The organism is Pseudomonas sp. PA-7-1E (genome assembly GCF_021605325.1).
GTDB classification, from domain to species: domain Bacteria; phylum Pseudomonadota; class Gammaproteobacteria; order Pseudomonadales; family Pseudomonadaceae; genus Aquipseudomonas; species Aquipseudomonas fluorescens_BV.
On the sequence record NZ_WKFA01000047.1, the window covers coordinates 25,335 to 44,655 of the forward strand.

General features: G+C 55.4%; 18 protein-coding genes and 2 pseudogenes. 12 read left to right on the top strand and 8 right to left on the bottom strand.

The features are described 5' to 3' along the window. Positions 1-230 precede the first annotated feature (230 nt). Entirely contained in the window at positions 231-1,247 is a 1,017-nt protein-coding gene (locus GIW79_RS22750) for a beta family protein (RefSeq protein WP_071542629.1), read from the top strand. Here GIW79_RS22750 and GIW79_RS22755 read toward each other — a convergent pair. Beyond that, entirely contained in the window at positions 1,244-1,822 is a 579-nt protein-coding gene (locus tag GIW79_RS22755; RefSeq protein ID WP_024014379.1) for a sce7726 family protein, read from the bottom strand. The genes GIW79_RS22750 and GIW79_RS22755 overlap by 4 nt on opposite strands. A 491-nt stretch (positions 1,823-2,313) precedes the next feature. On the opposite strand from GIW79_RS22755, the gene GIW79_RS22760 reads away from it, so the two are divergent. Further along, on the top strand, positions 2,314-3,369 hold the full coding sequence (locus GIW79_RS22760) for an ImmA/IrrE family metallo-endopeptidase (RefSeq protein ID WP_160328544.1): 1,056 nt from the start codon (positions 2,314-2,316) through the stop codon (positions 3,367-3,369). Continuing rightward, on the top strand, positions 3,356-3,982 hold the full coding sequence (locus GIW79_RS22765; RefSeq protein WP_024014382.1) for a hypothetical protein: 627 nt from the start codon (positions 3,356-3,358) through the stop codon (positions 3,980-3,982). The genes GIW79_RS22760 and GIW79_RS22765 overlap by 14 nt, the downstream gene beginning before the upstream one ends. 316 nt (positions 3,983-4,298) lie before the next feature. Here GIW79_RS22765 and GIW79_RS22770 read toward each other — a convergent pair whose 3' ends face one another. After that, positions 4,299-5,327 carry an AraC family transcriptional regulator gene (locus GIW79_RS22770; RefSeq protein WP_011544400.1) on the bottom strand — a complete coding sequence of 343 codons (1,029 nt, stop codon included), beginning with the start codon at positions 5,325-5,327 and terminating at the stop codon, positions 4,299-4,301. A gap of 123 nt (positions 5,328-5,450) precedes the next feature. Between GIW79_RS22770 and GIW79_RS22775 the strand changes: the two genes are divergently transcribed. The 8 genes from GIW79_RS22775 to GIW79_RS29890 all read left to right on the top strand — a co-directional run bounded on the left by GIW79_RS22775 (position 5,451) and on the right by GIW79_RS29890 (position 14,279). Beyond that, the gene (locus GIW79_RS22775) at positions 5,451-6,347 is read left to right on the top strand and encodes a TauD/TfdA dioxygenase family protein (RefSeq protein ID WP_011544399.1); all 897 of its coding nucleotides are present in this window, start codon (positions 5,451-5,453) and stop codon (positions 6,345-6,347) included. Between the two features lie 8 nt (positions 6,348-6,355). Then, positions 6,356-7,153, top strand: coding sequence for a 2-keto-4-pentenoate hydratase (locus GIW79_RS22780; protein WP_199148737.1), 798 nt, complete (start codon positions 6,356-6,358; stop codon positions 7,151-7,153). Between the two features lie 87 nt (positions 7,154-7,240). After that, entirely contained in the window at positions 7,241-8,848 is a 1,608-nt protein-coding gene (locus tag GIW79_RS22785) for a GMC family oxidoreductase (protein ID WP_011544397.1), read from the top strand. Between the two features lie 543 nt (positions 8,849-9,391). Then, entirely contained in the window at positions 9,392-10,534 is a 1,143-nt protein-coding gene (locus tag GIW79_RS22790; RefSeq protein WP_236299162.1) for an ImmA/IrrE family metallo-endopeptidase, read from the top strand. A 729-nt stretch (positions 10,535-11,263) separates the two neighbouring features. Beyond that, positions 11,264-12,313 (top strand): adenosine deaminase family protein, encoded by a 1,050-nt coding sequence (locus GIW79_RS22795; RefSeq protein ID WP_236299161.1) that lies wholly within the window; start codon positions 11,264-11,266, stop codon positions 12,311-12,313. Further along, positions 12,310-12,870, top strand: coding sequence for a non-canonical purine NTP pyrophosphatase (locus GIW79_RS22800; RefSeq protein ID WP_236299160.1), 561 nt, complete (start codon positions 12,310-12,312; stop codon positions 12,868-12,870). The genes GIW79_RS22795 and GIW79_RS22800 overlap by 4 nt, the downstream gene beginning before the upstream one ends. Next, a complete protein-coding gene (locus GIW79_RS22805; RefSeq protein WP_236299158.1) occupies positions 12,867-13,661 on the top strand; it encodes an SIR2 family protein in 795 nt (264 codons plus the stop codon). Before GIW79_RS22800 ends, GIW79_RS22805 begins: the two co-directional genes overlap by 4 nt. Positions 13,662-14,060: 399 nt before the next feature. Beyond that, on the top strand, positions 14,061-14,279 hold the full coding sequence (locus GIW79_RS29890) for an antitoxin Xre/MbcA/ParS toxin-binding domain-containing protein (protein ID WP_442968632.1): 219 nt from the start codon (positions 14,061-14,063) through the stop codon (positions 14,277-14,279). Between the two features lie 459 nt (positions 14,280-14,738). Here GIW79_RS29890 and GIW79_RS29705 read toward each other — a convergent pair whose 3' ends face one another. From GIW79_RS29705 to GIW79_RS22820, 4 genes are all read right to left on the bottom strand, one after another. Continuing rightward, the gene (locus tag GIW79_RS29705) at positions 14,739-14,960 is read right to left on the bottom strand and encodes a BPSL0761 family protein (protein WP_329605981.1); all 222 of its coding nucleotides are present in this window, start codon (positions 14,958-14,960) and stop codon (positions 14,739-14,741) included. A gap of 21 nt (positions 14,961-14,981) precedes the next feature. Continuing rightward, on the bottom strand, positions 14,982-15,386 hold the full coding sequence (locus tag GIW79_RS22810; RefSeq protein WP_236299156.1) for a DUF6957 family protein: 405 nt from the start codon (positions 15,384-15,386) through the stop codon (positions 14,982-14,984). A gap of 143 nt (positions 15,387-15,529) precedes the next feature. Beyond that, positions 15,530-16,930 (bottom strand): DEAD/DEAH box helicase, encoded by a 1,401-nt coding sequence (locus GIW79_RS22815; RefSeq protein ID WP_236299155.1) that lies wholly within the window; start codon positions 16,928-16,930, stop codon positions 15,530-15,532. After that, a complete protein-coding gene (locus tag GIW79_RS22820) occupies positions 16,927-17,517 on the bottom strand; it encodes a hypothetical protein (RefSeq protein ID WP_236299152.1) in 591 nt (196 codons plus the stop codon). Before GIW79_RS22820 ends, GIW79_RS22815 begins: the two co-directional genes overlap by 4 nt. Before the next feature lie 103 nt (positions 17,518-17,620). Here GIW79_RS22820 and GIW79_RS22825 point away from each other — a divergent pair, with 103 nt between their 5' ends. Next, a complete protein-coding gene (locus tag GIW79_RS22825) occupies positions 17,621-17,851 on the top strand; it encodes a helix-turn-helix domain-containing protein (RefSeq protein ID WP_236299149.1) in 231 nt (76 codons plus the stop codon). A gap of 25 nt (positions 17,852-17,876) precedes the next feature. On the opposite strand, the pseudogene GIW79_RS22830 reads toward GIW79_RS22825, so the two are convergent. Beyond that, a pseudogene (locus tag GIW79_RS22830) lies at positions 17,877-18,316 on the bottom strand (type I restriction endonuclease subunit R); the annotation flags it as partial. Between the two features lie 161 nt (positions 18,317-18,477). Next, positions 18,478-19,197, bottom strand: a pseudogene (locus GIW79_RS22835) (DinB/UmuC family translesion DNA polymerase); the annotation flags it as partial. Positions 19,198-19,321: the final 124 nt, after the last annotated feature.

Sequence of the window (19,321 nt, forward strand, 5' to 3'; positions counted from 1 at the left end):
CGGCCGGCAGAGAGCGGCCAGAAGCGGAACTTGCTGAAAGCGCCTTAACTACGTCAAATTGACCAGACGCCATCAATGATGAACGCTAAGCAGCGCCAGCAAGATCCCGACGCTAAGTCAAATGCTAGAGCCGGAATAGCAATTGGATCTCAACCTATCTGCGGTGATTTCAAAGTGCCACCCTTCGTGATAAAAGCGATTGGACCACTACGCGATCCCAAGGAAGGCATATGGCACTTAGATTCCCCAACCACCCTTACTACATTCCGATCATTAAGTGGCAGTCCTGGGAGCAGAGAGCTCTGCTTCAGACTCGGGGAGACGTTAAGCCCTACGTTCGCCCCTGCATCGAGGTCCGTCACTCGAATCAACACAGCAGCCTGGTAGGGAATTTCCAAACAGCTTGGGGAGCCCCTGCATTGGTAGATTATGCGAATCCCGAAGGGCGGCTCGTTGGCATTCGTCCTTTAGAATTTGAGGCGTTCCTTCAGATCGCAAAAGCTAACGGCTTTCCAACTCTTCCAGTTATCAATCCGTTAGATGCCCCTCTGCTACGCCCTGCGCTACTTGGTCTAGTGCAATCCTTCCCTGAGATTTTCCTACGCTTACGTATCAGTGGATTAACAGTTAATGCTGAGCACTACACCCAGACGATGATGGCCGCACAGGTACTATCAAGGCCTGGCAACCGTATTCATCTTATGGTCGATCTAGGTGTTACTCCCGCTTGGGAAGCCGCAGAGGTACCCGCCTTTACAGGCATGATGGCGGCGTTCAAGAACGCAGGGTTTTCCCAAATTCATGTGGCATCAGGTGCGTTCCCCGAGAGTCTTGCGGCCGTAAAAACGGTAGCTAACTTGCCACGCCGAGACTGGTCTCTATGGGCCGCGCTGAATACCAACGCTCCCGGACTGCTTCTCGGATATTCAGACTATGGGACGATATCTCCGCGCTGGACTGAGGAGACACTAACTCGCCGCGGCGGCCGTGTTGCCATTCGCTATGCAAGGAACCTTGACTGGTTGGTGTTGCGAGCTGACGGAAGCAAGTCAGAGCATTCAGTTGCTATCTCGACTTTGATGGTGACCGTGCATGCAGCCTCCTTCAAAGGCCGAGAGTATTCCTATGGGGACGAATTAATTGCAGATCGAGCGAATCCGGCAATCAAAAAGAAGAATGCAGGCCTCTTCCACTTCACTGAAGGTTGGTGTCATCACCTTGCGACGGTGATTAAGGAACAGTACTAGGCCGGGCAGGCTGAAAATTGAGGTGTAGCTTCCTCGACCCGTTTGAGGAGGTAGTCCCGAACATTGTTCTTGAGCTCGGGAAGTGTGAGCAGCTCTGCGATATATGCCTGAATGAGATATAGGCTCTTGCTCTTCCAGCCTCGAACCTTACCCATTTCGGTCAAGAGGTGAAGCGCCTCGTCTCGCTTGAGTAGGGAGGCAAGCACCTCAGGTTCGTGGCGCTTATTAGGTCTTGCGGCCCGAACATGCTTAAACCCCGCCTCAGGCACCTCAGGGACAAGGATGATCCCCCACCACGGCGGCAACAAGGGAAGCGCGTTTTTCAGATGGCATTCCGCAGTCACTAACGTGATGCGATCAAAAACTCGAGCGTAACGGGATCCTTGACCGATAAGGCGCTTCAAGGAGTCGGCCTCACTCTTAATCTCATAGCAATGCATATCGTAGATGTGGACAAGGTCTGCACGAACCTCACCGCCACTAAGCTGTAGCTCCTCCAGGAACAAGCCAGGGTGGATACCCAACGAGGTATCCAAGTAGTGAGTGAGTGCTCGTTTGATCTCCGCTTCGCGCATTATCCAATTCTCGATGGCCGCCGGCGTCCTGCCGGACAGCTAGTCAGTTTATCTCATACGGCGATGGGTGGCTTGGGTAATGCCACCGACCACCAAAACCATGCATTTATGCTATTTTATACTTTATGAAATGCATGAAAAGCAAAACCAAAATCGTCGCAGAGCTCCTCGCTTTCTTTGCGTCCCACGGACAAAGGACGAGCACCTCAATAGCGAATGCCTCTGGATTAGGCCAGCCACAGATTCACCGCAACCTTTTTGGCAAGCCGAAGCGGGTTACAAAGACTCACCGGGAATTATGCATTTATGCAAAAATCTCGCTAGAGCTGGAATTGCCTGACCCTCGGACTTCAGATGTCTTGATGGATAGTTTGGCAAACGTGTGGGATGGCAGTGAGGAGCACGCTCGTCGCCTTGCTGAACTGCTCTTTGCCCACCGAAGGGCCTGCATGTGAAAATGATGCTGGAATCTAATGTTATGGGAGGGTGCTATGCATGACGCAACGACTCCAATAACAGTGAAGTCCGCCTTCGAAAGTCTTAAGGCTGCAGGATATCCGCGCCCTTATGTTGAGAGACTATTGCCCGATTGGTGGGATCACAGCCTCTTCAAGACCAGCGCTGGAGCCTTCCAATTTGCACTGTTGCTTAAGCAACGCTTGGGCTTGGTTGTAAATTTTGCCCAAGACGGCAGTCTTGCAATCGACGCGGCTACGCCCAACGCTCGATTCAAGCGAAGAAGAGGTACAGAGGAAGGGGCGCTAAACATAGCGGCCAGCCTTGGCATGGCGTTGGCTCGACTTTCAATTTTCAGTGCCGGAGCCCCATACAGCCCCTTACCCCCTGACCCGAATTATATCGGGCACCTAGTTCGCCAGATCTCGGGTACGAATAGCGTAGGTTTTGAAGGGCTTCTGGCGCTTTGCTGGGCTCAGGGCATTCCTGTGTTGTTTCTCAAGGATTTGCCCAAAACGTCGAAGCGGATGACAGGTATGGCCGTTAGCGTTCAAGGCAGACCCGCAATTGTTTTAGGATTTAATAGCCCCCAGCACGCTCGACAGTTGTTCGTCCTAGCACATGAACTCGCTCATATCGTATGCGGCCACGTCGGTGAAAATGGTGTTCTCATAGACGAGGACATTGCCGAAGTCACCGATGCCTTGGCCGGGAGTGACGCCACCAGGAAGGATGCGGAGGAGAAAGAGGCTGACTCTTTCGCTCTCGCACTTTTGAGGAACGGGCATACAAACGTGCTTAAAGCTATCGGACGACCAGACTCCGCAGCAGTACTAGCCTCGAATGCTGTCATAGCTGGAGAACAACTTGGAGTCGACCCCGGCCACCTAATTCTTTCCTACGCCAGAGAGAATGACGATTGGGCCCGAGCAAATCAGGCCTTGGGTTATATCGCAGACCCCAGAGGGGCGATCGAGGTGCTTAATCAGTGGTTCATGCAAAGTACCGATCTCGGAGCTCTTAGCGACGAGAATCGGGAGCACGTGCTAGCTATCCAAGGCTTCGGGTCAGTCACACGTGTACCTACTTGATAGCGACGCAGCCAAGTCCCTTTGTCAGTACTTGCTTCTAGACGAGCTTGCGCTCGCTCTTGAGTGCCCGCTCAGCGACTTCGCGATACTTCCACAGCTTCGTTTTCAGCTCAGGCTTAACAAACCCGACGCCGCCCTAAAGAAATTGGGATCACAAGACGCTGTTGTGACGGCTCAGCGGCTCGTCGAGGCTGCGACAGAGGTCCAAGTAGTCACCGACTCGGCTAATACGATCCTCGAGCTAAATCGGCCGGATATCGACAGCGGAGAAGCGATCTTGTTTGCGGCCGTAAGCCAAGACGAAGACGACGCCCTCATCACCGGCGATAAACGAGCCCTTATCGCCCTCTCTGAGATATCAGAAGTACCCATCGTAGATAGCCTCTGGGAAAAGATCATTACCCTTGAGGAAGCAATTTATTTGATTGTGCAGCGTTCGGGTTTCGACCTGGTTTCGCAAAGGATTCGGGCGAGACCCGACGTGAACGTGGCCCTCAGCGTAATTTTTGGTAGAGCTAACCCAAACAAAATCGGAGAGGTCCTCGAAGGACTCAACAGCTATATGAATCACCTTCAGTCGATCTCGCAGGGTAAATACCTGCTCCCGTACTGAAAGCCCCCAATTCCCTGGACGCTTTAGAGCGCACCCGGCTGGCCGACAGCTGCCGGTCATGAAGGGCAGAAATCGGCCAATAGCGGTCGCTCACCAAGGGCTGTTTCCGACCCAGGCTGGGTGAAAACGCATGCGTCGTTTTGAAGTCTGCGTTGCTACGTAAAATCTGCCAGCGTTTGGTTGGTCAGCCAGACCTGAACTTTGCGTAGGAACGCGATTTTGATTGCGATTCTGACTGCCAAACTCGCTCTAAAACGTTTTCACACAGCCTGGACCCCAAGCGGACGTTAACTGTTTGTCGACTGTACATGGATCGCTAAGCTTCGCGCAGGTGCGCATGGCAGCGCCACTTTCCGGGCGGACTGTTAGTCCAGCGACTGAATGCCCGCGAAAAACTGGCCGCCTCGGCGTAGCCTAGACGTTGGGCGATGCTGGTAAGGTCCAGACGCGAGTCGCTCAGCAGGCGCTCGGCCAAACGCTGCTTGATTTGCTCGTTGAGCTGTTGGAACGAGTGACCTTCACTCGCCAAACGGCGCAACAAGGTGCGCTCGGAAAGGCCCAGGCGCTGGGCCACCATCCGGCTGCTGAGCAGCGTGGCCGAGTCGCGGATCAACACCTGTTGCACCAAACGCGCGGTGGGCGCCTTGACCAGGCTGTGGGAGATCTCGGTACATAGCCGCTCACACAGTTGCTCGCCCTCACTGTGGGCACTGATGTGCGCCTGCGGCAGGGTGAAGGTCAGGTCGGCATTGGAAAACAGGATGCCGTTGCGCCCGGCCTCGAACTGCACCGGATAGGCAAATTCCCCCTGCAACGCGGCGAGATCCGCAGGTGCGCTGCTGGTCATCTCGATAGCCAGGGGGGCAAGGGGGCGCTGCAGTAACTCGCACGCCACGCCCAGGCACGCGGAGAGTCCGCGCTCGATAACAAAGGCGCGAGCATCCTGCGGCAGTACGCTGGCATCGAACAGTAACCAGCTACCGCGTCGCTCCACTTCGATTCGCGCCGGGCACAGCGTCAGCGCTAACAGTTGAAAACGGCTGAAGGTGGCAAACGCCTCTCCCAGCGTGCGACTGGCGAGCATGGTGAAACCGAGCAAGCCCAGTGACGTCAGGTGATAGCGCTGCCCGGCAGCGAATCCCAGGCCCGGTCGGCCGGCGTGTTCGAGCAAGTTGCGGATTACCGCCAGCTCTTGCCAGGCCTCGATCTGCGCGTTGCGCTGCTGCAGTGTTTCGCTGGAGATGGCGCTGCCTATCAGGCAGCTCGCGGCCTCCACCCCTTCGGCCTGGGCGGTTTCTAGCAGGTAACGTACGCCCGTCAGGGCACGGTTTTGGCGCCAGTCCACCGGGCAACCCTCCATTCAAAATAGTCTTGGCGGTAATTATCATTTTTTGGCTGTAATAATCATGGCTAGCCTAGCAGCCGCCACGCATTCTGTAAGCACTCCAACAACAAAAGAGTGCGAGCCATGAGCGAGTTCATCTACACCCTGCCTAGCCATAACCGTGCTGCCAGTTACAGTCACATTCGTGTAACCCCGACCACCGGCGCCATCGGTGCGGACGTCGAAAATCTTGATCTGACGCGTCTGAGCGACGAGGGCTTTGCCGAGTTGCGCCAGGCGCTGCTCGCCCACAAGGTGATCTTCATCCGCGACCAGGCCCTGAGCGTTGCTGACCTGGAGCGGGTTACCCAGCACCTCGGTGAGTTTGGCCGCGAACCCTATGTGACCTGCATGGCCGATCATCCGCACGTGGTACACGTGGTCAAGGAAGCCTCCGAAAAAGCACCCTTCGTATTCGGTGGTGCTTGGCATACCGACTGGACCTTTCAGGAGCGCCCGCCAGCATTCACCCTGCTCTATGGGCACGACATTCCTCCCTATGGCGGCGATACCTGCTACGCCAATCTGGCCCTGGCGTATGAGTGGCTATCGCCTGGGATGCAAGCGCTGCTGGAAAACCTCGACGCGGTGCACAGCCCGGAAATGGCCTATGGCGTTAACGCCAAGCACAACGCGCTGCTGGAAAACATGGCGATCAACTACGGTAGCGATACCTCGGCTGACGAGCGCAGCCACCCGTTGGTAACCCGCCACCCGGAAACCGGGAAAAAGGTGTTGTTCATCAACCCGGCCTACACCACAGGCATCAAAGGCCTGCGTACGGAAGAGTCGCGTCCACTGCTTGACTACCTGTTCAAACTGGCCACCTCGGAAGCCTTCACTTGCCGTATGCGCTGGCGTCAGGGAACCCTGGCGATCTGGGATAACCGCAGCACCTGGCATATGCCAGTGGCCGACTACCACGGCATGCGGCGCGAAATGTTCCGCACCACCGTGATCGGCGAAGTACCCAGCCGATGAGTGCGCCGGTGGCAATTACCGAACCGCGCCTGCTCGGCGCGGCCCACTGCCTGGCAACGGCACGGCTCGAGCGGCATCCCGTGCCACGGGTTAGCGAAACTTTCGCCCTGGCCAACCTGGATGAAGCCTATGCCGTGCAAGCCGCTGGCATGCAGCAGGCGTTGGCTCAAGGCCGCCGTCTTTGCGGGGCCAAGGCTGGGCTGACCTCGGCGGCCCTGCGTGCAGCGCTCAAGGTCGACGAGCCGGTGTATGGGCGGCTGTTCGCGGACACGGCGTGCCTCTCAGGTGAAGCCATCGCCTGGGAGCGCCTGCTGCAACCGAAAGTCGAGATCGAGCTGGCATTGGTGCTCGGCCACGATCTGCCGGCTGGCGAGATCAGCCATGAGCAGTTTCTGGCCTGTATTGCGGGTGCGGTGCCGGCACTGGAAATCAACGACTCGGCCATCATCGGCTGGCAGTTGACCTTGATGGATGCGGTCGCTGACAACATTTCATCCGGGCTTTATGTGTTGGGTGATCAGCCCGTGCCGCTGGCGCAACTGCCTACGCCAAACCTGCTGATCAGCCTGCATAAAAATGCCCAGCCGGTGCTGCTCGACACCAGCGTAGCGCTGCATGACTGCCTCGCCACCGGCCTTTGGCTGGTGCGCAAGCTGGCCCGGCGCGGCCAGCCATTACGTGCCGGAGATGTGCTGTTGACCGGAGCGCTGGCGCCGATGCTCGACGTCGGTCCTGGCGATCACGTGCGCATGGTGATGGGCGAGCACGGCGCAGTGGAGTGCTCATTCGCAGGCACCACAGCCTAGAGAACCACGCATCGGGCACAACGGCCCATTAGAAGCGGCGCTGATTGAAATCCGCCATAAAAAGTACAAGAAGCGAGAGCCATCAGAATGCAGTACGAAGAGTTTGATTACGTCATTGTCGGTGCCGGTTCGGCAGGCTGTGTATTGGCCAGTCGCCTGAGCGAAGACCCCAGTGTGTCTGTCTGTTTGCTGGAATCCGGCGGGCCGGATAAGAGCGTGTTGATTCACGCCCCGGCCGGCTTCGTTGGCATGGTGGCAACCTCTTACAACAACTGGGCATTCGACACCGTCCCGCAGCAGCACATGGACAACCGCAAGCGTTACCAGCCGCGTGGCAAGACGCTGGGTGGTTCTAGCTCCATCAACGCCATGCTCTATGTGCGCGGTAACCGCTGGGACTACGACCATTGGGCCAGCCTGGGCAATCCTGGTTGGTCGTATGAGGATGTGTTGCCGTACTTCAAACGTGCGGAAAACAACGAGACCCACGGCGCCAGCGAATACCACGGCGCGGGTGGCCCGCTGAACGTTGCCGAACTGCGCACGCCAAGTGAGCTGAGCAAGGCGTTTATCGATGCCGCAGTGCTCAATGGCATACCGACCACCCGCGACTACAACGGCGTCGATCAATTCGGTTCGTTCATGTACCAGGTAACGCAGAAAAATGGCGAGCGCTGCAGTGCAGCCAAGGCTTATCTGACGCCTAACCTGTCGCGCCCCAATCTATGTGTGAAGACCCATGCGCTGTCGGCCAAGATCATCATGCAAGGCAAGCGCGCCTGTGGCATTGCCTATTACCAGGGCAGTGAAGCTAAGGAAGTCCGGGCGCGTCGTGAAGTCATCCTCAGTGCAGGCACCTTTGGTTCGCCGCAGCTGCTCCTGCTCTCGGGTATAGGCCCGGCCAAGGACTTGCAGGCGGTGGGCATACCCGTGGTACACGACCTGCCTGGCGTCGGCGAAAACCTGCAAGATCACATCGATCACGTGCAGAGCTACATCAGTGCCAGCGACAGCCAGACCTTCGGATTGTCCTTGAATGGCGCTATAAAAATGGCCAAGGGGGTGTTCGAATGGCGCAAGCAGCGTACCGGCATGATCACTAGTTCGATCGCCGAAGCCGGGGCTTTTGTACGCTCCTCAACCGAGGTGCAAGCACCTGACTTGCAACTGGTTTTTGTGGTGGCGCTGGTTGATGATCACGGTCGCAAAATGCACACCAGGCACGGCTTTTCCTGCCATGTTGAAGTGCTGCGCCCCTACAGCCGTGGCACGGTCAAACTGGCCAGCGCCGACCCGCGAGTGCCACCGAAGATCGACCCCAATTTTCTTGCCGATCCACGCGACCTCGAGCTGTTGGTCAAGGGTGTGCAGTTGCAGATGGACATTCTGCAAAGCAGCCCGCTGCAACCGTGGCGCGGCAAGATGCTCTATCCCGTCCAGCGCGATGACACGGCAGGCATTATTGCCGATATCCGGGCGCGGGCCGACACCCAGTACCACCCGACCAGTACCTGCAAGATGGGGCCGGCCTCTGATGCGTTGGCCGTGGTCGATGCGCAATTGCGTGTACACGGGCTTGAGGGGTTGCGGGTGGTGGACGCCTCGATCATGCCGACAGTGACTGGCGGCAACACCAATGCACCGACCATCATGATTGCCGAGAAAGCCGCCGATATGATTCGTCAGGCGCAGTAGCTGGTGAGCAACTGCACAGACTTGAGTCGAGGGGCCACCCTACTGCCTCTCGGCGTTTCACCTCTGCGTCGGCGGCGCGGAGTTGGTCAGGTTCCTACGTTAAATCTGCGCTAGTTCGGCCATTCCAAGAGCTAGAATTTTCGTAGAGGCGTGATTTCTGCGTCGATTTCGACGACTGCGTCTGCTCAAAAGTATTTTTACACAGCCTCGGCCGAAACCGACGACCACGACGGGCAGCTATTGGCCGATGGCTGCCGGTAGCAAGCGTCCGAAACCGGCCCAGAGTGTGTAAAAACGCTCAGCATAAAATTGAAGTGCGCGGGTCTACGCGAAATCTGAAAATTATCGGTAGGTGAGCAGATATGGATTTTGCGTAGAACCGCATTTTTCAGCACGTTTTTGGGCTTTTGCTGCACTTGAAAACGTTTTTACACAGCCTCGGCCAAAAGCGGCCATTGATCATCTGCAAAATCAGGATCTATCCAAACTGGAATGAACGGGCTACTACATTTAGGATCGTCATGCCCCACAAGGAGAACGGGTATGACGATAAACCTGATAGCGTTGGGCTCGAAGTTGTCTCGCTATCGCGAACAGCTTCAGCTGAGTACTGAGGAAGTGAGTTCGGCCATTCGCATCTCTCCCGACCGGTTACAGTCCGTTGAGGCAGGTACTTTGGAGCCCTCGGGCGATGAGGTGCTTATGTTGGCCGATCTCTATCGTTGTGACTTCAAATTCTTCATCTCGAATGAGCAGCTAGCTCCGTTTGAGCAGACGGAAATTCTTTATCGCAAGCACGGTAGTGAGTTCGCCAAGGATGATCGCAGGGCCATTCAAGAGTTTCTTTACCTCTGCGAAACTGAGCACTTCCTGATGGAGGAGCTGAATGCCACCCATCGCGAGTTTTTGGCACCCCCAGTATCGGGACATTTCAAGACCGACGGGATTAAAGCGGCTGAGGCTTTCCGCCGCTTCAATCAGCACCAGAGCAATGAAGTGCCAAGGGATGTTTACAGTGAAATCCGCCAAACAGGCGTGCATGTATTTCGCCACAAGCTAGGCAACTCCAATATCTCAGGCTTGTTTCTGGCCCATCCCAAGGCCGGTAAATGCATTCTGGTTAACTACAGCGAGGATGTGTATCGGCAGCGATTTAGTGCAGCTCATGAAATGGCACATGCGCTTTTCGATGCGAAGGGTGGCCCCAGCATCACCTATTCCCGCATTGATAAAAACGATTATGTAGAACTGCGCGCAAATACTTTTGCTTCCCGATATCTAATGCCCCCGGAAGTCCTCCGGCAGCTTCCCAATCCCGAGCGATGGACACCGGCCGACGCCGGGCATTGGGCACAAGAGCTTCGAGTAAGTTGCCATGCCTTAAGCATAGGCCTACAGGCCGAAAGGCTCGTCAGTGAAGACGCATTCCAACGAATCAAATCCAGCCGTGTTCCCCGGACCAGCAAGATTGACCCTGAGCTGCCGGCTCATCTGACAGACCGGCAGCTAGAACGCAAAACGCGTCTATTGGAAAGGGGGCTTTCTAGCAGCTACGTCGCGCTATGTTTGGATGCCGCGAGCCAGGGGCTTATAACTCAAGGTCGCCTAGCTGAGGCACTTCTGTGTGACTCCGCAGAGTTGCAGGATTTGCTCGCTCTTTACGGGAGGGCACCCAATGTCGATTGATCCGTCCCGCTTCCACCCCATCAACGTGACAGATACGTGTTCGGTCTGGAATCTCTTATCCTCAGTCACTTTGTACAGGGCTGCGCTCGCCGCTCAATGCCACTTCTGTGTCACCGGTTTCGTGAACTATGAGTGTTTAATCAAGCCTCGCACGTTGCCAACCGCTGTCACCCGTGAGCTTCAACATCGGTTGGAAGCGGCGCGTTGCGCGGGCCAGTTCGAAATCCATTCCTGTAATCTGGACGACCTTCAGATCATTAGTATGCTGGAAGGCCGTAAGCGACTGGGTAAGGGCGAACTGTCATCAATCGCCTTCGCCATGGGCCGCGGCCTAGCTGTGCTAACGGATGACCAAGGGGCAAGGAAGCTATCATCGGCAGCAGGTAACCACCCTACGCAGACGACGCCTCACTTGCACAGCTGGCTGATCTTTACAAGGAAGCTTGATGACTCAGACCACTCGAATGTGCTGAGCCAACACCGTCAAATGGAAGGCAGCCTGGCGCGTCATCTCCAGGATGCGTATTTCCTAGCGCTTCAATGCGCTCGCAACGCATTACCTCCAACTTAGGCTGAATCTGCTTCACCGTTGCGTAAAAGCAGTCTCCGCTTGTGGCCGGGCAGATGCCGGTCGAGATATGCAGCTAACTGGTCAACGCAGTATCTAGTAAGTAGCCGGCCAACCCTATACCCACGTATTACGCTCGTTGAGCAAACTAAGGAAAGTTATTGAACCAGAGCCAACCCCATTTACCTTGGATGCAGGGCGGTGTCAGCAGAGGCAACGAGGCAGAACAAGGCAAGGCGAAGGCAGCCAGTGCACGCGACCGAGGAGAACTCCACGTGCACCTCAATGGAGCGATTCCCGCACCTATAATTCGAGAGATTCTAGCCGACGAAGCAACCGAGCTGCCGCCCGGGTTTCTGATCGAGCGTGACCTGCTTCGAAACACTCCCTGCCAGTCCTTAGCGTCATACTTAACTCCGTGGCAGGCACTGAGGCTCTTTCCCAAGAAGCGCGAGAACCTGGATCGCATTTCCAGTGCAGTCTTCGCTGGCTTCGTGGAGAACGGAGTACGCTTTGTCGAACTACGAAGCAGCGTCTTGTACCTCGCCCATCTGCAGAATTGCTCGCCCACCCAAGCGCTAGAATATCTGATCGAATCAACCAGGCACGCCGCACATTGCCACGGCATTCGTCGCGGTCTGATTCTTACAGTGACGCGCGGCGACTACGGTGCGGTTTGCCTTTCCACACTACTACAGGCCTATCAAGACCTCGGTGAGCCGAAAGACGTGGTGGGGCTCGATCTTGCGGGTGATGAGGAAATCGCATATCCATCGGAGTTGCCGTCACTCTTCCGAAAGGCAAAAGATCGATTCGGACTCGGGGTCACCATACATGCCGGAGAAACCGGCCGCGTGGAAAACGTTCGAGCTGCTGTTGAGTTATTTGGTGCCGACCGTATTGGCCATGGGACAGCAGCAGGTAAGGATCCTCACCTGCTAGACAAATTGGGAAAGCAGGATATCTGTATCGAGGTATGCCCGATTAGCAACAGACTAACCGGCGCGGTACCTTTCGATGAAGCCCATCCTCTTCAAGAGTTTCGGCGCTTTGGGGTTCCGTTTGTTATCTGCTCAGACAACCCTGCAATTCATCAGCGCGGTCTTGTGGATGACCAAACGATCGCGCTGGATGAGGGGCTTACCGCCAGCGACCTGGACCAGCAGTACGAAGTAGCTAAGCGCTACTCATTCATAAGGGATCTAGATTGAAAATTCGATTCATGTCTGGAAATGCGCACAAGATCGCCGAGGTGCAACGGATCTTGGCACCGGCTGGCGTGGAAATAGTGCCTGTATCGAGAAAGATTGAGGAGCTGCAGACCGAAGATGTTGATCGCTTAGTACGGGACAAGCTGATTAAGGCATTCGAGGTTATCGGCCGTCCTCTTTTCGTAGAGCACACTGGCCTGTACTTGAGAGGTCTCAACGATTTACCGGCTGGATTGACTCAAATCTTTTGGGACAAGCTGGAGGCGGATCGCTTCGTCAACCTCGTTGCGGGCCTAGGAGATATGACTGTAATGGCGAAGACGGTACTCGGCTATTGTGATGGGCGCGAGATTCGCCTGTTCGAAGGTTCCATTGAAGGAACAGTGCCACCTGCGCCGGTTGGCCCAAGGGGCTTCCAATGGGACTGCGTTTTCGTTCCGAATGGACACACCCAAACCTTCGCTGAAATGGGTGAGGCCAAAGACGAAATTTCTATGCGTCGCAAAGCCCTTGACCATTTCGCGGCATACCTCCAGTCCGTAAGAGGCGTGAAATGAACGCTGAACTACTTCACGCTCACCGCACCAACAAGCTGATGCTTTTTGTAGGTTCCGGAGTGTCTGCCAATCTCAACCTGCCGACCTGGAGCCAGCTGACAGCACACATCGCAACGGAACTAGGTTATGACCCTAAGATTTTCGCTACCTATGGCACCCACCTAGCTCTTGCGGAGTTCTACAAGAGGAAAAAAGGTAGTCTGGGGCCGCTAAGAAGCTGGATGGACCGTGAATGGCACAGACCCGATACAGACATCACTCAATCAGAGATTCATCGGCTGATTACCCTTGGGAAATTCTCGCGGATCTACACAACCAACTACGACCGGTGGCTGGAAATCGCCCATGACAAATTCGGCGTTCCCTACGATAAAGTCGCAAGCGTAGCCGACCTCGTGTCTGTTACAGACGGCCTTCGCCAGATTGTGAAGTTCCATGGGGACTTCGATGACGACGCATCAATCGTCCTTGATGAGACCAGCTATTTCCAGAGGTTAAATTATGACTCGCCATTGGACATCAAGCTCAGCAACGATGTCCTAGGGAACTCAGTCCTCTTCATCGGATACAGCCTATCCGACATCAATATCCGACTCCTTTTCTATCGACTGACAGAGATGTGGGGGCGTTCCGCCATCTCGTCTGCAAGACCCAAGTCCTACGTGTTTACGAACCGACCCAACCCGGTTGCACAGGAGGTTTTGGGGCAATGGGGAATCGAAATGATTGTTTCGGAGGAGGACGACCCGAAGAAAGCACTGACCGATTTCCTTAAGGAACTTGTGAGCTAAGTAAGGCCGGTCGCGATTGGGTGGCCGCTTCTGGCCGCTTCAAGCCTGTCGTACAAAGCAGGTGTCGGCCAGAAGCAACTTGTCAGGGATGAATACGAAATTAGGGGCGATTCAGTTGGTTTGGAATCCGCCTCAGCACTTCAAGGGCTATGCTGCTGGGGTTGCATGGAAACACGCGCTTCAAGCCCAAAGCCAAGTCCAGCTGGTAGAGACAACTGTCGTGGTCTACTAATGCAAAAGCTCTACGATCGGCTAGGTTTGCCAAAAACTCATTACCGGATGCATCAGGCGGTGCTGGCCGGGCTTCCGGTTTCGCTGGTTGCGGATTTGGCGCATGAACTGGGGCTGCGTCGCACACATGTCGCAAGGTGGGTGGGAACATCGTTTCGACACTCTTTGATGTCTGCCCGGACAGGCGAGGTGTTTTGTCGTCTAGTCGAGACCTTGGACGCCCTATTGGAACTTCATGAGGGAGATCTCGATGGCGCGCTCCGCTGGCTAACCTCACCGGTTCTTTCGCTAGCCTCCGAGCGGCCAATCGATCTACTCATTACTGAACCGGGCCGTAGGGCAGTACTGCAAGTGATTCTCGCGCTCGAGCACGGCTTGCCGGCTTAGGGCTGACCGCTCTAGGGCGAGCTTTATAGGCGTTTATTGTCAAATATGGAGTCCTACTTTGGATGTCCGATTCGCTTCGCTCACTTTTGGCCGATTCCAGCCTTCATGACTATCAGCTGTCGGCCACAAGCTGCCAGAAGCAGACGTTTAGGTGGGCGCTGGCAAATTGATTAGACAGGCTGGGCCATAGAGAGGGTCGCGAAGGCCATTGCGTAGAGGAATTGACTTACTCAGTCATGGATTCCGTAGTGAGCCTTTGCGGATGCTACAAGTTCAGCCGAAGAAAGGCTGCCCTTTACATAATCAGCCATTTTCGAGGACATGTAAGAACTCATGCGAGCACCCGCAAGGTTGTTGGTGGCCTGGACATGGGCCACACGGGAGCGCCGTTGCGCTTCTTCGTGTGCAGGCATCATCTAGGGTGGGTCAATTTTTTATCAGCGCCAACAATAAGCTGGCTCATTCAAGCTTTGAGCCCAGAAACGGCTGATATCCATACCTAGCCGCAAGCCCCTCTTGAATCCGCCCCTGCATCAGTACCTCACTTTCACACGGGTAGTGCCGGAGAAGGTGTTTCGCTGATCTCCGAACCTCTTCGCTTTGAGAGGCATCCCGTGAAAGCTGTTCCAGAAACGCATGCGTCTGCACAATTGCACGCGAACGCTCATGGGGCATCGTCATCTGGTAACTCTCCACAGCTCATCAAAATATGCTGGTCACGACAGCTGGTTCTGCTGTCTTCCGGCTTCCTGTGCCCAAGAGAATGTAAACGCTATTTTGGGTTTCAAAAAGGCAGTTACTTTTTCGATCGACCAAGAGCGTGCTTCTGACCCAATCGCCTGGAGAAAATCGACGAGCACTATCTGTTACTACGGTGTGGGCATAGAGAAGGACCGGCTGAAAACCTTGCTCTGTAACCAGCTCCTTCTTGTCATCTGAAATATCGAGATCGACCAGAATCCACTGCCTTACTGAACAGTATGGTTTTCCAGGGCATAGCTCTTGAGCCAGCGCGATGCCAGCCGCCTCATCGTCACAGGCGCTATGTATTTCCTCGCCTTTACTTGATAAAAAATCGCTGATTTTTTCGATGCGTGTGTCTGTCATTTCATGCCCTCATGCCTGTAACCACGATTACTATTGCTTGCACTTTGACCCACATGCTCACCGTCGATGATTTGCCGAGCCAATGGCGCGGACGATCACACGCAGTTCAAACGCGTCCACGACTCGGGTATGGCGGCGCAACTTCAAAAACAAGCCAATAACTGCTGTCTGTAATGCTGAGAAAAGCTGACCTGATAAGCTGGCTCAGCTGCAAAACCAGCTAGCGAAATTATGTTCGTTGCCCCCGGCTCAATAGCCTGCCCAGCCCGACCTATAGCTGCACCATCCATCCCATCGACATGCCCAGCAGTAACAATCAAGTCAGGCTTCAAATCTGGGGTAGGTGTTGGAATCCGCACCTCGTTCAGCACCGCCAAATCATCCGGCAAGTCATTTGCTATTCGCTCCGCAAAGCCCTGAAGCGTTGGCTCCGCCAGCATGAATAGCCATGCTTGGTGATCAGATTCACCTGTGCGCCTAAGCACTCGCCCAAGTACTTGCCGGTAATGCAGTTCGGTGCGGATACGGCTGAGATAGCAGCACACCTGCAGGCGGGGAATGTCAGTGCCTTCGCTGATCATCCCGACTGCGACAATCCAGCGGCAGGTGCTGCTGCGGAATGCATTGATCACCTGCTGCGCAGCCGGGGTTTTGTTGGTCACGATGCGGCACTCTTCACCTATTGCCTCCAGTGCGAGTGCAATTTGCTGGGCGTGTTCGATATCGGTGGCCACTACCAAACCGGCTGCATCAGGCTTGATCAGGCGAAGCTCATTGAGCTTGCTGCAGCCAAGGTCGAGGAGCTGATTGATTACCTCGTCATGGCGCAGCAGTTCCTCGTAGGTGACGGGTGACTCGCCCAAAAGCTTGGCAATGCTGGGAAACATCCTTACAGAGCTGTCAGCACCCAGTTCTTCAGTGAGTTTCACCTTCTGATTGTCGAGCAGGACGATGCGAGGGGATCGGCATACGCCATCGGTAATTGCGTCTTTCAAACCATAACGGTAATCGCAGATCAGATGCCCCTCTGGCGTGGAGTAACGAGCCAGAGCGATAGCCTTGTCGTCCGAACGCCAGGGTGTGCCAGACAATGCCAGCGTGAAGGCAGCGCGGTCCTGTACCCGATGCAGTATCTGCTGCCCCCAAGCGTTGCTGAGCAGCGGATCATGGCCGGCACAATGGTGAATCTCATCGAAGACCACGAGTACCCGATAGTCATCAAGAAGCTGCCAGAACCCCTCATCACGGTACTCCATGGCGTGATAGGTATAGGCGGCCCCCACAGCACCTATCTGGCCGTCGAGACGCTTGCCTAGCACCTCAGTAAAGGTCGAACGGAAGCCTTCAACGACCTGGCAGGAGGGCGCAAAGCACATCACCAAGTCGATTCTGTCCTGCTTAAGCAGTCGGCTGGCCAGTTCTGCAGCCATGCGCGTCTTCCCGGCCCCTGGCGTTGCTTGGCAGAAGAAATGCAGCGTGACGTTGAAGTGCTCCAACGCTTTGTTGATGCAGCTGTTTTGCCAGTCTCTCAGTGTTCCGCTCATTGTTTGACGGCAAGCGTCTTGAGGGTCTTTTCGACGGCGCGAAGATGTCCAAGTAGGCGCGAACTACGATCTTTGGCTTCCAAGTAATCGCCTTCAACCCTTTCCCGCAGATGCGGCATCTCGTCCAGAAGTAGCTTGTAGCGCTCCGCCTCGCCCATAGAAGCCAGGAAGTCCAAGCGTATTTCCTTGTGAAGAGCTTCCAGCTGCTGATCCGTACTGGCTGAAGATTTAAGCGACAAAGCCTCAACTTCGAGTACTGCAGGTCCCTTTTCAGGCTCACTGGTAGTTTTGAGGCTGTTCTCAAACCCGTTGTCGACCAGCTCAAGTTGCAGATTGTCCGGAATTGGCTGCAGATGGTAGACCTGCCCTCGAACACGTCGATCCTCATCAAGCACAACCCAGCCCATGCGCAGCAATCGACGGATCTGCTCATACACATAGCGGCGCACATCGGCGATACGGAAGCTCATGCCTTCCAGACTGTTGGCATAAGCATCACGCAACTCACGGGTGGTGAACTTTGTGCGGCCTTCCTCCTGAAGCAGCCCATACAGACGTCTGTCTAAGATGAATGAGGCCGATTTCATTGAGGCACCAGAAGAGTAATAGCGGAAAAATGCGGATTATAGTCCGTGGCCCATGCGTCCGCAAACGCACGATAGTGCCGCCTCAAGTGGAATTGAGACGGTCATGGATAATTTGGCGAAAGCGTTAGGGGAACGCATCCGGGCGCAGAGAAAAATCTGCCGAATTTCTCAAGATGCACTCGCGCTGGCCTGCAGCCTTGATCGCAGCTACATGGGGCGGATCGAACGAGGCGAAGTAAACATCACCGTCGAGAAGCTTTACCGAATCGCAGGTGAGCTGTCCTGTGATCCGTCCTACCTACTTCCCGAGGTCGCAGAGCTGCAGCCCACCTGAAAGAGATTGGAGTTAAAGCGCCGAGTTAACCGGCGCTGTTACTTTGCTCCAAGCCTGCAGCCGTCTTCAGCATCTTCAAAATCACCAGCGCAAACGCGCGGCTCTTGGTTTCGTTATCCAGCACTTCCAGCGACAATTTTCGTGGTCGGTCATGGCGTCCAGCACGGTGTCGAGCACGCGCTTGGGGAACAGGCCGTGCATCACTTGCTCCACCGAGTGGTTGTTCACCTGGGCCATTACATCTTCCTGACGGCTGATGCGCTGGGCGATGCCGGTGAGGAATTGCAGTTGGTCGTCGTCGCTCACCTCGGCACCGAAGATGTCGTTCAGCGCTTCGATGATTTCTGACAGGCGCTTCTTCTCCGGGTCATGCGGTTTACCGCTGCCCACGTCGCTGCCGGGTTTGAGGCTGTAGTCGCCGTCTTCTTCGCTCAGGCGCAGCTGGTGCTCGGCGCGCTTGCTCATGCAAAAACGCCGAGTGTAACTGAACCAGTAGATTTTCAATCGCATCTACGGCGGTAGATCAGTCGGAGCCAGCTCCCTGATTTGCCCTGAACGTATGCAATCAGGCTGGTGGCGTAAGGAGCGGACGGCCTCGAAAGCTCTTTAAATAGCCTTCGGCACGGCTATCTCACGGTCCAAAGCTCGTCCAGTCTCGTTGTAAAACTCGGACTCTTCAGCTCTCGTCTCATATTCCACTCCGGCGTAACAGGGACGCGCCCTGTTCTCAACGTTCCTCGCCCCCACTTGGCATTGATCTCATCCAAAACATGCATCACGCGTCCGTCACCCTTGGATTGTGCCGGGGCGAATAAATCTGCGGTGAACTCGTTCGGCTGCCGGAGATCCATCAGCAATATCTCCGCCTTGCTGAATTTGAATCCTTCCTGAAACAACTCGCTTAAGGCCGCAACTGCGGCCTTTGTGATGACCCGCGTGTCGTCCGTTGGATATGGAAGCTCACAGATAACACCGCGAGCGAATTTGGGCTCGTCGGGATTGAACATGGCGGTGCGTATGCTCACCCGCACCTTCTTGCAAAGAGAGTTTTGTGCCCTTAGCTTTTCACAGGCCCTGGCTGCATATGCGGCGACCGCCTCTCGGAGTGGTTCGATAGCAGTAAGACGGGTTCCGAACATTCGGCTACAACAAATTTCCTGCTTCGGTGAGTTTATCTCGTCCATTTCAAGGCAGGGAACACCTTGAAGCTCTCTAGCGGTTTTCTCGACCAATACACTGAACCGCTTACGCAAAGTCCAGGGATCGGCCTTGGCCAAGTCCCAAGCTGTGTTGATACCCATCCCCGTAAGGTGCTCGGTCATTTTTCTGCCGATGCCCCATACTGCGGATTCCACGCTGACTCGGACACCCATTCCACGCACATCCGGACAGTGATTCCACGCTGATCCGGACACTCATTCCACGAGCATCCGGACACCGATTCCACGGCCATCCGGACACTTTCCAGGC